The sequence below is a fragment of the Celeribacter baekdonensis genome (genome assembly GCF_900102315.1).
Lineage (GTDB): Bacteria > Pseudomonadota > Alphaproteobacteria > Rhodobacterales > Rhodobacteraceae > Celeribacter > Celeribacter baekdonensis.
The window spans coordinates 24,989-39,156 of the sequence record NZ_FNBL01000017.1 but is presented as its reverse complement, the minus strand read 5'-3'; the positions used below and the strand labels follow the sequence as shown (position 1 = coordinate 39,156).

Here is a 14,168-nt window from a genome sequence, read left to right as displayed (position 1 = left end):
TTTGGTGTTTCAATACATCGTTTCGATCAGGTCTTTGTATTTGCGCTCGATCTCGTTGCGCTTAAGCTTCATCGTCGGAGTCAGCTCGTCGTCTTCGGCTGTCAAAAGTACGTCGATCAGCCGGAATTTCTTTACCTGCTCGACCGGCGCGAAACCGCTGTTCGCCTGTTCCACCTCGCCTTCGATCAAGTCCTGGATTTGGGTGTTTGCGCACAGGGATTTGTAGTTGGAAAACGGGATACGCTTTTCCTGCGCGTATTTTTCAACGTTTTCGTGGTCGATCATGATCAGCACGCTCAGGTATTTGCGCTTGTCCCCGATGATCACCGCATCAGAAATATAGGGCGAGAATTTGAGCTCGTTTTCCAACTGCGAAGGCGTAATGTTCTTGCCGCCTGCGGTGATGATGATGTCCTTCTTGCGGTCCAGAATAGTTAGGTCACCATTGGCATCCATCGTCCCAACATCACCCGTATAGACCCAGCCATCGACCACGGTTTCCGCCGTCTTTTCAGGCTGGTTCAGATAACCCGAAAAATTGCTGGATGAGCGAATGAGGATTTCACCGTCATCGGCCAGTTTCGCTTCGACATTGCGCATTGCCCGGCCGATGGAACCGATCGGTGATCTGCCCGGTATGGTTGCAGTCACAATGCCGGTTTCGGTCTGGCCATATGCCTCTTGTACTGTCACCCCAAGGGCATTGAACCAGCTGAGCAGTCGGGCTGAAATCGGTGCCGCACCCGATACGATCGTATGCGCGCGCGCCAGTCCCAGTTCGACCCTGATATTTCGAAGCACCAGAAAGTCCAGCACCTTATGCCTAAGCCTAAGCATCGTCGGCACAGATTTTCCCGCAGCAATCAATGCCTCCCTGCGTCCAGCCGTTTTCAGGGCTTGGTCATAGGCAAACCGGCCAAATGCGGTGGCATCATTCATCACAAAATTGATACGGGAATAGAATTTTTCCCACACGCGCGGCACCGCAAAGATGAATGTTGGCGCGACTTCCTGAATGTCAGCGGCAAATGTATCGCCGCTTTCCGCGATGTTGATGGTTATGCCGTGACGGATCGGCACGCAGACAGACAGGATCCGTTCGGCCGCGTGACACAGCGGCAGGAACGTCAAAACTTCATCGCCCGGTCCGAGCGGCAATTCGGGGTAATTATCCGATTGCGCTAGAAAGAAGCGGTGCGACATCGCGGCACCTTTGGGAGCACCGGTTGTGCCGGACGTATAGATCAGCGTTGCGATATCTTCGGGATCGCCCGCATCAACGCGGCGCTCAAATTCAACGCTCAGTTCTTCGATTTTAGCGTCCGACAGTGCGAGAAATTCTTCCCAGCCTATGACTTTGTCATGCTGGAAACTGCGCAACCCTTCCATATCAAATACGATAACTTTTTCGAGATGATCAAGCTGGTCCTCCACACCCAGATACTTATCTAGCTGCTCTTCATCCTCAACGAATAGCACCTTCGCTCCGCTATCGTTCAACTGATAGGCAACTTGCTTTTCCTGCAAAGTAGGATATAGCCCGTGAGTCGTGGCCCCGATGCACTGGATGCCAAGGTCGGCAAACACCCACTCCTTGTTGTCTTCACTAATGATCGCGGCCACGTCACCTTCACGGTAGCCCAACGCCATAAGTGAACACCCGACCCTGCGCGCGGATGCGTAATAGTCCAGCCAGCTGAATTCTTTCCAGATGCCGAAATCCTTTTCGCGGATTGCGATTTTGTTGCCGAACTTCTTGCAGTTCTGCCGGAACAGTTTGGAGAACGTGTCACAGCCGTCAATCTGGACCGGCGGCGGCGTCCATCCTGCGGTGGATTGGTCTTGCATTGTGTTCATCGCCACGTCTTTCTTGCTTTCCAGCGGCGGTCGCCGCGCGCACTTTCTGCTTTGATGCCAAGGTAGAATTCGCGAATGTCAGCACTTTTCATGAGAACGTCGCGTTCACCTTCCATAACGATCCGGCCGGTTTCAAGGACGTACCCGAAATCGGCGGCCGGCAGCGCAACACTGGCGTTCTGTTCAACCAGCAACATGGTCACGCCTTCTTCGACGTTGATCCGTTTGATGATCTGGAAAATCTCGGAAATCAGGAGCGGTGACAGGCCCAGCGACGGCTCGTCCAGCAACATCACGCGCGGACGCTGCATAAACGCGCGACCCAAAGCCAACATCTGTTGTTGCCCGCCAGATAGATAGATCGCCTGCTTTTCCAGAAAGGTGCGCAGCACGGGAAACCAGCCCAGCACCTTTTCCAAGTCACGCGCCACTTCATCGCGATCCTTGCGGCAATAGGCACCCATCATCAGGTTGTCCTTGACCGACAAGAGGGAAAACACTTCGCGCCCTTCGGGTGAATGGGCGATGCCGACGCGCGCGATGACATCTGGGTCAAGCGCGGTGATATCGCGCCCTTCAAATTCCACCTGCCCCTTGAACGGATCAAGCGCGCCGGAGATGGTTTTCAAAATCGTCGTTTTGCCCGCCCCATTGGAGCCCATGACCGTAACGACCGACCCTTCCTTGACCGTCAGGCTGATGCCGCGAATGGCCATCACCCTGCCATACATCGTTTCGACGTTGCTGGCGCGCAGTACCTCGGTCATGCTGCCTGCCCTCCCAGATATGCCGCCTGAACATCGGGATCGCTTTGAACTTCGGATGCGCTGCCGCTTGCAAGAAACCGGCCTTCGTTGATGGCCAGCACCATGTCCGAAACTTTGTTCACCAGTTTCATGTCGTGTTCGATCATAACAACGGTGACACCCAGGACCTCGCGGATATCTTCAATCACAAAAGCAGTATCGTCGGTTTCCTCGCTGGTCAGTCCGCTTGACGGTTCGTCCAGCAACAGGATCTTTGGCTCCGACACCAACGCGCGGGCCATTTCGGTCTTTTTGCGCACGCCATACGGCAAATCCGCAACCCGTGCATGACGGTAGCCTTCGAGATCAAGAAACTCGATTATTTCTTCGGCTTTGCGGCGGTGGGCCAGTTCCTGACGCATCTGCGAACGGGTAAAAAACAGCTCACTCAGAGGCCCGAATTTGCCGTGACGGATGCGCCCGATCAGCAAGTTATCAAGCAATGACGCATGTTCGAACAGTTCGATATTCTGGAACGTCCGCGCAATGCCGTGGTTGATTACCTCATGGGATTTCGCTTTTCGCAGGCTTTTGCCGTTGAACCGGATGTCGCCTTGCGACGGATCGTAAATCCGGCAGATGAGGTTGAACACCGTGCTTTTGCCCGCGCCATTGGGGCCAATGATGGTGAACACCGACCCCGGTTCAACTGAAAAGCTCAAGCCATCCACCGCTTTCAAACCACCAAAGGAAAGCGATACGTTATCTATCTCCAACCCGTTCATCTTAAACGCTCCGTTTTGAGGAATGTCTTCTGACGCTGGAAACTGCGCTTCTTGTACATCGGGAACACGTTGAAATAGTGATGGATCTTGGTCCAGCGTCCATAAAGTCCGTCAGGTTCGAACAGGATGAACCCCAGCAGGATCAGACCGAATGCAAGACTATCGAAACCGCCGGACGTGGCGACTGCACTGGGCAGCACGATCTTGACCCAGCTCAACACGGTTGGCAGCAGCACGATAAAGAACGCCCCAAAAACCGCGCCGTGGATGGTTCCGATCCCGCCGACGACGATCATCAACAGCAGACGGATGGATTCCCCCATTCCGAAGGTTTCCGGCGTGATGTAGAAGAAGGCGTGCGCCAGCAGCCCGCCCGCGAGGCCCGCAAAAACTGCCGAGATGAAGAACGCATATGCCTTGAAGAAGGCCACATTGGTTCCCAACGCCCGCGCCGACACTTCGGAGTCGCGGATCGCAATCATGGCGCGACCCGACCTTGTGCGTGTCAGGTTGCGAACGATCAGGATACAACCCACGAAGATGACAAAATTCAGCAGATAAACTTTCCAGCTTTCGTCGATGGCCAGCCCGAGAATATTGATTTCCGGCACCGAAAGGCCACGATGACCGCCTGTGAAATCGCCCGCACCACCGATGAGCCGTTCGGTCACAATCGCAATCGAAAGCGTGGCAATCGCCAGATACAGCCCGTGCATCTTTCCGCAGATCCGTCCGACGGCCAACCCGACCAGCCCAGCCACCAACGCCGCTATCGGCAGCGACAAAAGCCACGGCACGCTGTAACGGGTCAGCAGGATCGTGTGAGTGTAGGCACCGATTGCGACAAACGCCGCCTGTCCGAAACTCACCTGCCCGGAAAATCCGGTCAGCACCATTAGCCCGAGACCCGCGATAGCATAGATGAATACGAATGAGAGTTCATCCAGAAAATAGCCGTCCAGAAACAGCGGCGCGGCCAGTGCGATCGCGGCAAACAGCAGATACCAGAATGCCTGTCCACGGTCGCGGAAAAGCTGGATGTCCTGAACATAGGATTTGCGAAAAATTACGCGCATGGCTTAGACCTTCTTTGCATAAATTTGGGCCAGCAGGCCTTGCGGACGGATCAACAGCACAAGGAACATGATCAAGTAGGCACCAATTCCTTTGAGGGTCGGGAACATGATATCGAAAAACGGTTCCGTCACACCGATCAGCAAGCAACCGATCACCGCACCGGGGATGGAGCCGAAACCACCGACAATTGCCCCTGCAAATGCCTTGAACCCGATAAAACCCATCTGCGTCGAAACCAACGTCATTGGCCCCAGGAGCAGTCCGGCAATCCCGCCAAAGATCGCGGACATTGCCCAGATCGAGGATGTCAGCCGTTTCACAGGAATACCCATGTAGAACGCTGCTAACTGGTTCAGGGACAACGCCTGCATGGCGACACCCTGCCGAGCGTAACGGAAAAACAGGTACAGCGCGCTGGCGACAACCGCGGTGACAACAATCGACAACACGCTGGCCCAAGAAATGATCACTGGGCCCAGTGTAAGATTGCCATCAACCGGAGCAGGCAACGAATAGTTGCCAAACCCCCAAATTATCCCTGCAACCGCCCTGAGCGCGATACCCAATGCCAGCGTCAGGATAAAGACAGTGAACACCGGCTGGCCCGTCAGGCGCCGCACCACAAGCGCTTCGACGCCGTAGCCGAATGCGCCCATGAAGACCAATGTCAACATCGCACCCAGCCAGTAGGGCATCCCCATCAGCACGATGAACTGATACCCGACAAATGCCCCCAGCATCATGAATTCGCCTTGGGCAAAATTCACCTGCTCAGTCGCCTTATACACAAGCACCAGACCAATCGCGATCAGGCTATAAAGGCACCCTTGTGACAGGCCGACCACAAAAAGCTGCATCGCATCGGCAAAAGACAAGGCAGTCATGCGTTGTTCCCCCAGTGTTCAAGGATTTCATCAAGGCTGATTTCTCCCGCATCTCCGGTCGTCGGTGTGTCGGGTTGTGTTCGCGAGAATCGCGGTGCGGGCGTCGGCATCTCGATGCCACCTACTGTGACAAAGCTGCCCCGGGCGCGATTATGCGCATGATCCGATGCGTCAGCCAGAGAAACCACAGGTGCGAAACACGCGTCGCTGCCTTCCAGAATATCGCACCATTCCTGTTGGGTCGCAGTCAGGAAAATCTCCGTAAGCGCGTCCATCATACTGGCCTGCGCGGTGGGTGCGTATTGATCGGCAAAGCGCGGATCGTCTGTGAGGCCCAGAAGTGCCAGAAGTTCGGCAAAAAATTGCGGTTCGAGACATCCAACGGACACATATTTGCCATCGCCCGTTTCGTAACAACGATACCACGCAACGCCGCCGTTGATAAAATCGCCAGACCGTTTATCAGACCAAGCGCCACATGCGACCAACCCGTGCTGCATGGTCATCAGCAGGTTAACCCCGTCCGTCATGGCCGTATCGACCACCTGCCCCTGCCCCGTGGCGCGCGCATGAGTCAGGGCTGCAAGGATACCAACGTTCAGCATCATCGCGCCGCCGCCCTGATCCGCGATCAGGTTCATCGGTGCAGGTGGCGGGCGGTCCGCATCGCCCAAACCCCAAACCGCACCGGTTATGGCGGCATAATTCATGTCGTGGCCCGCTGCATGTGCCAGCGGCCCTTCCTGTCCCCATCCGGTCAATCGGCCATAGACCAAGGCCGGATTGCGCGCCTGCACCTGTTCCGGACCAAATCCCAGCTTTTCCATTTTGCCCGGCCTGAACCCTTCGATCAGCACCTCGGCACGTTCGATCAACTGCCAGAGCCGGTCGACATCTCTGGCCTTTGTCAGGTCAAGTGTCAGGCTGCGGCGCGAGCGGTTGAACAGATTGTATTTCGCATCAATCGGCAACGGAAATTTCTGACCGGGCCGCGCGATGCGCACCACTTCAGCGCCCAGATCAGCCAGATGCATCGCAGCAAACGGCGCAGGGCCAAGACCTGCCATTTCAACAATGCGTACACCTTTGAGGGGACCTGAGCGTTGCAGCATCGCCCTATCTCGCCTGCAGGCGCGTGGCAGCATCAAGCCGCACGGTTTCGCCGTTCATATATGAATTCTCGATCAGAAAGGCGCAGCAATGAGCGAATTCTTCCATCCGGCCGACACGCTTGGGCGCTTCGACAGAGGCTTCGAGGTTTGCGATCACGTTGTCGGGCAGCGACATGACCATCGGCGTGCCGAACAGGCCGGGTGCAATCGCGTTGACGCGAATGCCCTTGGCACCCAGTTCGCGCGCGGCAGGCAGGTTAAGGCCCATCACCCCCGCCTTTGACGACGAATAAGCCGGCTGGCCGATTTGCCCTTCCATCGCAGCACCAGAGGAGACGTTGACAACAACACCGCGCTCTTCGCCGTTTTCGGGTTCATTCAACAACATCCGCTGAACAGCTTTGCTCATTACGTTGAATGTGCCGACAAGATTGATATCAACCGTGCGGCGGAATGTGTCGAGCGACGCGGCCTTGCCGTCACGGTCGATCACTTTCATCGGGCTGACGACCCCGGCGCAGTTGATGCACCCATGCAGCGCACCGAATTTTGAAACCACGGCGTCAACTGCCGCGTCCACGCCTTCATCGTCGGTCACATCGACGTTGCAGAACATTGCGTTTGAAGCACCCAGTTCCTTGACCAGCGCATCGCCAGCGCCCTGCGACATATCGAAAATACCAATCTTGGCACCGCGTGCTCGCAGATATTTCGCCGTCGCCGCGCCAAGACCCGATGCCCCGCCGGTGACGATGATTGTCTTGCCTTCGATTTCCATGACCGCTCCTATTTGAATGCCTGCACGCCGGTAAGCGTCCGTGCGATCAGCAATTTTTGTATTTCTGTAGTCCCGTCCGGGATCGGCCCGATAATGGCCTCGCGCGCCAGCCGTTCGACGATAAAATCGGTGGTGACACCATTGCCACCGTGGATCTGCACTGCTTGGCGCGTTGCGTTCACTGCGATTTCCGTGCCGTACCATTTGGCCATGGCACATTCCTTGTCGCAGCGTTCGCCGCGGTCGATCATGCCAGCGGCACGGAGGGTCAAAAGCCGCGCAGCATCAATCTCTGTGGCCATTACGGCGATCTTGTCTGCGATGAGCTGGTGACCCGCTATCTGCTTGCCGTGCTGGTTGCGTTCCTGCGCATATCTGATCGACTCTTCCAACGCGCGCCGTGCCAGGGAGATTCCCCACATGGCCATGTGAACGCGCGCCCGTTCAAACACCACAAGCGTTTGCTGCAAGCCGCGGCCGACCTCGCCTATCGTGTTTGCAATCGGCACACGCACGTCATCAAGAAAGATCTGTGCCGTGGATTGTGCGTTCAGACCCATTTTTTTGATGTCGCGGGTTTCATAGCCATGCTCTTTGCGATCCACTAGAATATGGGTCAGGCCCTCATCGGTGGCGCAGGTGCATATCAGGAAATCCGAAAAGCGACCATTGGTGATCCAGGTCTTTTCGCCATTGATCACCCAGTCATCGCCGTCCCGCCGCGCTCGGGTTTTGACAGCGGCCACATCGGACCCGACATTTGGTTCCGATATGCCCATCGACGCGGTAATTTCACCGGCAAGCAACGGACCGATATATTTTTTGCGAATCTCATCAGACCCGAGCTTCAGCAGAATCTCACCTGCCACCACGTTGATCAGAATGGGCAGCGCGATATCTATTGCCGTAACACCAACCTCTTCGAACAGCATCAGGTGGGTGGTCCAATCCAGCCCCATACCGCCCGCTTCTTCGGGATGCGGGGCCGATGTCAGACCGAACTCGGCAAGTCGCGTCATGAAACCCTGAATGACTTCTTTTTCGAACGGCGCATCCTTAACCTTCAGGTATTCCGGTTCGATCTGGTCATCCAGAAACCGGCGCAAGGAATCGCAAGCCATTATCTGCTCTTCGGTTTTGAACATCTTTCGCTCCTAGCGCCCGAGAATAAGGATGGAGGCCACGGCCTCTTCGATACCGATCAAACCGCCGCCATTTTCCGCGATGGCGATCCGCGCACCTTCGACCTGTCTAGGTCCACATTCACCGCGCAGTTGCGATACCAGTTCGTAAACCTGGCCCAACCCAGTCGCGCCAATCGGGTGGCCTTTGCATTCCAGCCCGCCCGACGGGTTCACCGGCACCCGCCCGCCGATGGAGGTGTCACCGCGCTCGGATGCAGCACCCCCTTCGCCAAATGGGAACAGCCCAAGGTTTTCGATCTGGATCAACTCACCCACCGCTGTTGCGTCATGCACTTCGGCAACTGATACGTCTTGGGGACCGATACCGGCGATTTCATATGCCCGCCGTGCCGCAATCGCGGTCAGGTGGTTCTCATAATCCTCCGGCGCGCGGTTTGATCCGGTCTGGATCACGCTGGCGCGCACTTCGATGGCACGATCCCGGCTGATCCCGAACTTTTTCAATCCGGCCTCGGTCATCAGAACCGCAGCGGCACCGCCATCGCTCATCGGGGCGCACATTGGCAGGGTCAAAGGATAAGTGATCGGTGGTGCGCTTAATATTTCGTCAACGGTATAAGGCGCGCGGAATTGCGCCTTTTCATTTTCAACCGAATGCATGTGGTTCTTTGCTGCAATCGCAGCAATCTGTTTTTGGGTCGTGCCGAACGTGCGCATATGCGCCAGCCCGAACGCTCCGTAAATCGCCATAAAGACTGAAAACGGCTTGTCCGAAGTGGTGTCATTCGGCACGTCGATGCCTTTGCCCAGCGCCATCAGTTTTTCGGTATTTTCCTCAACGGTGGACACATCCCACGCGCCATCGAAAAAGCTGAACATCTTAGCTTTGTCACCTGTCCACATTTTTTCGGCCCCAACGGCCAAAGCCACGTCACCCTCGCCTGCTTTGAGAAATTGAGCCGCAAGGTTCAACGCGGTTGACCCGCTGGCACATGCATTTTCGACGTTTACCATCGGGATGCCCTCAAATCCCATCTCGCGCAGGGTGATCTGGCCCGGGATCATCAACTGCGCCTCAAGATGTCGCTGTGTTGTGTTCGCGTAGTAGGCAGCCTGAATGTCATCCTTGCCAATGCCGGCGTCCGCCATCGCGCCATCGACAGCCTCGCAGGTCAGCGACTTTACCGTTGCCCCGTCGAGGCGTCCCATTTTGGTCATCGCGACCCCGGCAATGTAAATTTTTGTCATTTCAATCTCCGCTCATGTGCCGGTGAAAACCGGCTTTCGTTTTTCACCGAATGCGGCAAGTCCTTCGGCCGCATCGTTGGATTTCAGATGTTCGCGCAGCACGGCAAGTTCCTGTTTCAGCGCCTCCACCTGCGTCATTTCGATGGATGCATTGGCTACCCGCTTCATCTGCGACAGGACCAGCGGGCTTTTGGTCGCCAGCAACTGGCTGAACTCGTGCAGCCGCGCTTCAAGCGCGTCATCACCAACCACTTCCTGCACCAGCCCCATGCGCATCAATTCGCGCGCTGGTAGACTTTGGCCCGAAAACAAGAGGTATTTCGCGTTTGCGAGTCCGATCCGGCACGGCAAGACAGCAGCGCCGCCTGCGCCAGGGAACACACCAAAATTCGAATGAGCATCGCCAATTCTGGCGCTCTCGCCCGCAATCAGCACATCGCAACACATCGCGAGTTCCAGCCCGCCCGCAACGGTAATGCCATTCAGCCCGCCGATCACCGGTTTCGGCAAATCACGCAGCGCTTGAAACGTCGCGCCGATAGCGTCAAGAAAATCACCCTTTTGCGTATCGGCATCATCCAGACCAGCGAGGACTTCCTTCAGATTGGCACCGGCGCAAAACGCACGCCCCGCAGCCGTCAGCACAATTGCGCGCACCTGTTTTGCCACAGCGATCTCTCTTATCGCGGCGCGCAGTTCCCCAATGAGGTCGACAGAAAGTGCATTAAGACTGTTGGCCCTGTTCAACGTCAGCCACGCAACCGGACCACGGTATTCGACCAGTACATTCGCTTGAGTCATGCGTGCGTCTTTCTATTTACTTACCAGTAAGTAATCAAAAATATATAATCAAATCAAGAACTAATTTACGTTAGGTTACATAGGCTTGTAGGTTGTCGGTTTCTCCCGTCCGATTTGATCGGAGAATCAGCAATCCGGCGACATCAAGATAGTGCGTTCCCCGATGATGCGCGCGACATGAAAAAATGCCTCGCCGCGCGACACCTTGTGTTCAGGACGAACTTTTTGTGCCCAGATCCAGCGAGCCAGTCTGCATCATGCCGCCACAGACATATCCACCATCAACGACCAGTGTTTCACCGTTCACATATCGCGCATCAGGCGAGCCCAGATAGGCAACTGCCGCCGCGATATCCGCAGGGTCGGCCATGTAACCCGCCGGAATCATCGGCAACAGGCGCGCAACCGTTTCTTCGGTATAGGTGCTTTCGGTGAGCGGAGTTGTAATGGCGCCCGGTGCAATCGCGTTTGCCGTGACGCCATGCGCCGCAACTTCAAGCGCAATCTGGCGTGTCAGCCCCACCAAGGCCGCCTTGGACGTGCCGTAAGCCGTGCGCCCGACCCCTGCGCGGATGCCGCTGACCGACGTGATATTGATGATCCTGCCATATCGCTGACGAACCATTTCACGCGCAGCAAGTTGCGCGCACAACATGCTGCCTGTCAGGTTGATAGCCATAACGCGGTTCCAGTCTTCCAAAGGAAAATCGAGGAACGGATTAATCCCGACGATACCCGCATTGTTCACCAGCACATCCACGCATTTGTCCCAGCGTTCCGTCTCGTCAAATGCCGCATTCACCGATGCCGGATCCGACACATCAAGCTTTTGCCCAAGCGCTGTACCACCTGCCGCTTCGATCTGCTTGACCGTATCGGCTATGCCTGTTTCGGCAATATCAGTGACAACAACCCTCGCGCCCAACTCCGCCAGCCGCAAAGCAATCCCCTGTCCGATGCCAGAACCTGCACCGGTGACAAGTGCCACGCCGAAATCGTCACGATCTCTCATTGGTGGTTTTGTCATGCTGTAATCCTTTCATAAAGTGTAACAACCGCCGCACCGCCCAGCCCAACGTTATGCTGGAGGGCAAGCCGCGCATTATCGACCTGCCGGTTCTCTGCCTTTCCACGCAGTTGGTTGGTCAACTCAAAACACTGTGCCAGCCCCGTAGCACCCAGTGGATGCCCCTTTGACAGCAGACCACCAGACGGGTTCGTGACGTATTTCCCGCCAAAGGTGTTGTCGCCATCATCGACCAACTTTTCGCCATCACCTTCGGCACATAGCCCCAGGGCCTCGTAGGAAATCAATTCGTTCTGCGCGAAACAGTCATGCAATTCGATCACGTCGATATCGTCAGGACCCACGCCCGCCTTTTCATAGACCATGCGCGCGGCATCACGGCTCAGCCTGGCGCCAACCACTTCGATCATGTCGCCGGTTTCAGGGTCCAGCAGTTTATCCGTTGTCATTGCCTGCGCGCGGATTTGTACAGTTGTATCAAGGCCCATTTTTTCAGCGAACCCTTTGGACACCACAAGCGCCGCCGCAGCGCCGCAGGTGGGCGGACAAGCCATTGGCCGTGTCATTACACCGGGCCAGATCACCTGCGCACCCATTACATCCTGCGTGGTCATCTCCTTGCGGAAAACCGAGAGTGGGTTGTTCGCGGCATGGCGGCTAGCCTTGGCCCGAATTTTGGCGAATGTCTCCATCTTCGTACCAAATCGTTCCATATGCGCCTTGCCCGCACCGCCGAAATACCGAAGCGTCATCGGCAGATCGACGTCCCCTATCAGCCGGTCCGTGGCGGCATCAAATTCCGCCAGCGGTGACGGGCGATCGGGAAAGACAACACCCAACGCACCGGGGGCCATCTGTTCAAAACCCACCGCCAGCACACATTCTGCCACACCGCTTTCGACAGCCTGCCGTGCGAGGAAAAGCGCTGTTGAACCGCTCGAACAATTGTTGTTCACGTTGATAATCGGGATGCCCGTCATGCCCACGCGGTAAATCACACGCTGCCCGCTTGTGCTGTCGCCGTAAACATAGCTGGCATAGGCCTGTTGCACGTCTTCGAACGCGATACCGGCGTCATCCAGTGCAAGACGGATCGCCACCTCGCCCATCTCGTCGTAAGGTGCCGATGCGCCCGGTTTTGCAAAAGGGATCATGCCGACACCGGCAATAATGGCAGTCATTTTGGGTCTCCTTTTTTATGGTTTTTCGAATTGTGTATCGGGGTCGGTCAGCATCTGGCGCAACTCTGTCTTAAGTATTTTGCCGTAGCTGCTTTTGGGCAGTTCGAGAACAAAGCAATAGGCCTTGGGTCGCTTGAACCGCGCTATGTTATCCAGACAAAAACGGTCCAGCGCCTGTGCGGTCACGCCCGGCTCTGCCACGACAAACGCGATGACTTCCTCGCCCCATTCGGCCTCCTCGCGGCCAACAACATTAGTTTCGACCACGCCGGAATGACGCAGCAGCACCTCTTCGACCTCGCGCGGATAAATATTTGACCCGCCAGAAATGATCACGTCCTTGGACCGGTCCTTGAGCGTCAGGAAACCGTGGGCGTCCACGCTGCCAATGTCGCCGGTATGGAGCCAGCCGTCCCGCAAGGCTGACGCCGTTGCCGTTTCATTGCCCCAGTATCCCGCCATCACCACATCGCCACTGACGATCACTTCGCCCGCGACATCTGGGGGGCATTGTGTGCCTGTTTCATCCACCACACAGACCGTGACGCCGGTGCGTGGAATGCCGACGGATCCCAGCCAACTATCCGGAATTTCCCAGCTCAATATATGCGGTGGTAGATAAGTGATCGTACATGGTGCCTCGCCTTGTCCGTATCCGATCCAGATGCGGTTGCCCAACAGCGCCATCGCCCGGCGCAGGTCTGCGACATAAATCGGCGCACCGCCGCAGAACAACAGATCAAGGTTTTCGATGGCCGCCGTGTCAAGCGCAGGACAGGCCGTCAGACGCGTCAGCATCGTGGGTGCGACAAAAAAAGATGAATGGGGATATTCATGCAGCAACGTCACGATTTCATGCGGATCGAATCCACCGCTTTGCGGCACAACATTCGCCGCGCCCCGCTGCGCAAACGGTAGCATAAACAGCCCTGCCGCATGAGACAGCGGTGCCGGATGCAGCGCCGCCGACATTTCCGTAACCGGACACATATCGGCCAGAAAACTCGTGGTCATGGTCCAGAGGTTGCGGTGGGTCAGTATCGCCCCTTTCGGGCGGCCCGTCGTGCCGCTGGTATAAAAAATCCATGCCGGATCGGTTTGCGCAGCGTGTGCAGGCTGCAAATCCGCTGACGCTTGTAACGCCGCATTATATTCCGGTCCACCGACCGCAATGACTGCTGAAAACCCTTCGACGTCTTCCGGCCGGTCGGTAAAGGCAAGTGCGGCATCACAGTTAGCATGGATATAGGTCACTTCGTTAGGGTGCAGTTTGGCATTCAACGGAACGGCAACACATCCGGCAGTCCAGATGGCAAACAGGATCTCGATATATTCGGGCCGGTTGCCCATGAAGATCAGAACACGGTCACCTTTTACCAGATTGCGCTGTTTCAGCGCAGCGGCCAAGGCCGCGCTGCGGTCCTGTAATTGGGTGTAGGTGCTGAACGTCGACAACCCCAAGCAGACGGCAGGTCGATCGCAATAGGCGCGCGCGGACTGTGTCAAAATGTACGCGATGTTCATAAT

The 14,168-nt window shown here is 56.3% G+C and carries 13 protein-coding genes; all 13 read right to left on the bottom strand.

The annotated features are described in order from the left end of the window. Positions 1–9: 9 nt before the first annotated feature. Positions 10–1,857 carry an AMP-dependent synthetase/ligase gene (locus tag BLT54_RS19525; protein ID WP_009808039.1) on the bottom strand — a complete coding sequence of 616 codons (1,848 nt, stop codon included), beginning with the start codon at positions 1,855–1,857 and terminating at the stop codon, positions 10–12. Next, positions 1,854–2,624 carry an ABC transporter ATP-binding protein gene (locus tag BLT54_RS19520; RefSeq protein WP_009808038.1) on the bottom strand — a complete coding sequence of 257 codons (771 nt, stop codon included), beginning with the start codon at positions 2,622–2,624 and terminating at the stop codon, positions 1,854–1,856. The genes BLT54_RS19525 and BLT54_RS19520 overlap by 4 nt, the downstream gene beginning before the upstream one ends. After that, positions 2,621–3,388 carry an ABC transporter ATP-binding protein gene (locus tag BLT54_RS19515; protein ID WP_009808037.1) on the bottom strand — a complete coding sequence of 256 codons (768 nt, stop codon included), beginning with the start codon at positions 3,386–3,388 and terminating at the stop codon, positions 2,621–2,623. Before BLT54_RS19515 ends, BLT54_RS19520 begins: the two co-directional genes overlap by 4 nt. Further along, complete coding sequence (locus tag BLT54_RS19510; protein WP_009808036.1) at positions 3,385–4,464, bottom strand: branched-chain amino acid ABC transporter permease; 1,080 nt, start codon at positions 4,462–4,464, stop codon at positions 3,385–3,387. The genes BLT54_RS19515 and BLT54_RS19510 overlap by 4 nt, the downstream gene beginning before the upstream one ends. 3 nt (positions 4,465–4,467) lie before the next feature. After that, positions 4,468–5,340, bottom strand: coding sequence for a branched-chain amino acid ABC transporter permease (locus BLT54_RS19505; protein ID WP_218129412.1), 873 nt, complete (start codon positions 5,338–5,340; stop codon positions 4,468–4,470). Positions 5,341–5,345: 5 nt separating this feature from the next. Next, a complete protein-coding gene (locus tag BLT54_RS19500) occupies positions 5,346–6,461 on the bottom strand; it encodes a CaiB/BaiF CoA transferase family protein (protein WP_009808034.1) in 1,116 nt (371 codons plus the stop codon). A 4-nt stretch (positions 6,462–6,465) separates the two neighbouring features. After that, a complete protein-coding gene (locus BLT54_RS19495; protein ID WP_009808033.1) occupies positions 6,466–7,239 on the bottom strand; it encodes an SDR family NAD(P)-dependent oxidoreductase in 774 nt (257 codons plus the stop codon). An 8-nt stretch (positions 7,240–7,247) separates the two neighbouring features. Then, positions 7,248–8,384: an acyl-CoA dehydrogenase family protein gene (locus BLT54_RS19490; protein ID WP_009808032.1), complete on the bottom strand. Its 1,137-nt coding sequence runs from the start codon at positions 8,382–8,384 to the stop codon at positions 7,248–7,250. 9 nt (positions 8,385–8,393) lie between these two features. Next, positions 8,394–9,632: a thiolase family protein gene (locus BLT54_RS19485; protein ID WP_009808031.1), complete on the bottom strand. Its 1,239-nt coding sequence runs from the start codon at positions 9,630–9,632 to the stop codon at positions 8,394–8,396. 12 nt (positions 9,633–9,644) lie between these two features. Beyond that, positions 9,645–10,433, bottom strand: a complete 789-nt coding sequence (locus BLT54_RS19480) for an enoyl-CoA hydratase/isomerase family protein (RefSeq protein ID WP_009808030.1) — start codon at positions 10,431–10,433, stop codon at positions 9,645–9,647. Between the two features lie 211 nt (positions 10,434–10,644). Then, a complete protein-coding gene (locus tag BLT54_RS19475; protein ID WP_229678646.1) occupies positions 10,645–11,460 on the bottom strand; it encodes an SDR family NAD(P)-dependent oxidoreductase in 816 nt (271 codons plus the stop codon). Further along, a complete protein-coding gene (locus BLT54_RS19470) occupies positions 11,457–12,641 on the bottom strand; it encodes a lipid-transfer protein (protein WP_009808028.1) in 1,185 nt (394 codons plus the stop codon). Before BLT54_RS19470 ends, BLT54_RS19475 begins: the two co-directional genes overlap by 4 nt. A 15-nt stretch (positions 12,642–12,656) precedes the next feature. Beyond that, the gene (locus tag BLT54_RS19465; RefSeq protein ID WP_074647007.1) at positions 12,657–14,165 is read right to left on the bottom strand and encodes a class I adenylate-forming enzyme family protein; all 1,509 of its coding nucleotides are present in this window, start codon (positions 14,163–14,165) and stop codon (positions 12,657–12,659) included. Between the last annotated feature and the right edge of the window lie 3 nt (positions 14,166–14,168).

Excerpts from the sequence above, each read along its gene's own strand:
- BLT54_RS19525 (WP_009808039.1), bottom strand. The coding sequence starts at position 1,857 with ATGAACACAATGCAAGACCAATCCACCGCAGGATGGACGCCGCCGCCG.
- BLT54_RS19520 (WP_009808038.1), bottom strand. The coding sequence starts at position 2,624 with ATGACCGAGGTACTGCGCGCCAGCAACGTCGAAACGATGTATGGCAGG.
- BLT54_RS19515 (WP_009808037.1), bottom strand. The coding sequence starts at position 3,388 with ATGAACGGGTTGGAGATAGATAACGTATCGCTTTCCTTTGGTGGTTTG.
- BLT54_RS19510 (WP_009808036.1), bottom strand. The coding sequence starts at position 4,464 with ATGCGCGTAATTTTTCGCAAATCCTATGTTCAGGACATCCAGCTTTTC.
- BLT54_RS19500 (WP_009808034.1), bottom strand. The coding sequence starts at position 6,461 with ATGCTGCAACGCTCAGGTCCCCTCAAAGGTGTACGCATTGTTGAAATG.
- BLT54_RS19495 (WP_009808033.1), bottom strand. The coding sequence starts at position 7,239 with ATGGAAATCGAAGGCAAGACAATCATCGTCACCGGCGGGGCATCGGGT.
- BLT54_RS19490 (WP_009808032.1), bottom strand. The coding sequence starts at position 8,384 with ATGTTCAAAACCGAAGAGCAGATAATGGCTTGCGATTCCTTGCGCCGG.
- BLT54_RS19485 (WP_009808031.1), bottom strand. The coding sequence starts at position 9,632 with ATGACAAAAATTTACATTGCCGGGGTCGCGATGACCAAAATGGGACGC.
- BLT54_RS19480 (WP_009808030.1), bottom strand. The coding sequence starts at position 10,433 with ATGACTCAAGCGAATGTACTGGTCGAATACCGTGGTCCGGTTGCGTGG.
- BLT54_RS19475 (WP_229678646.1), bottom strand. The coding sequence starts at position 11,460 with ATGACAAAACCACCAATGAGAGATCGTGACGATTTCGGCGTGGCACTT.
- BLT54_RS19470 (WP_009808028.1), bottom strand. The coding sequence starts at position 12,641 with ATGACTGCCATTATTGCCGGTGTCGGCATGATCCCTTTTGCAAAACCG.
- BLT54_RS19465 (WP_074647007.1), bottom strand. The coding sequence starts at position 14,165 with ATGAACATCGCGTACATTTTGACACAGTCCGCGCGCGCCTATTGCGAT.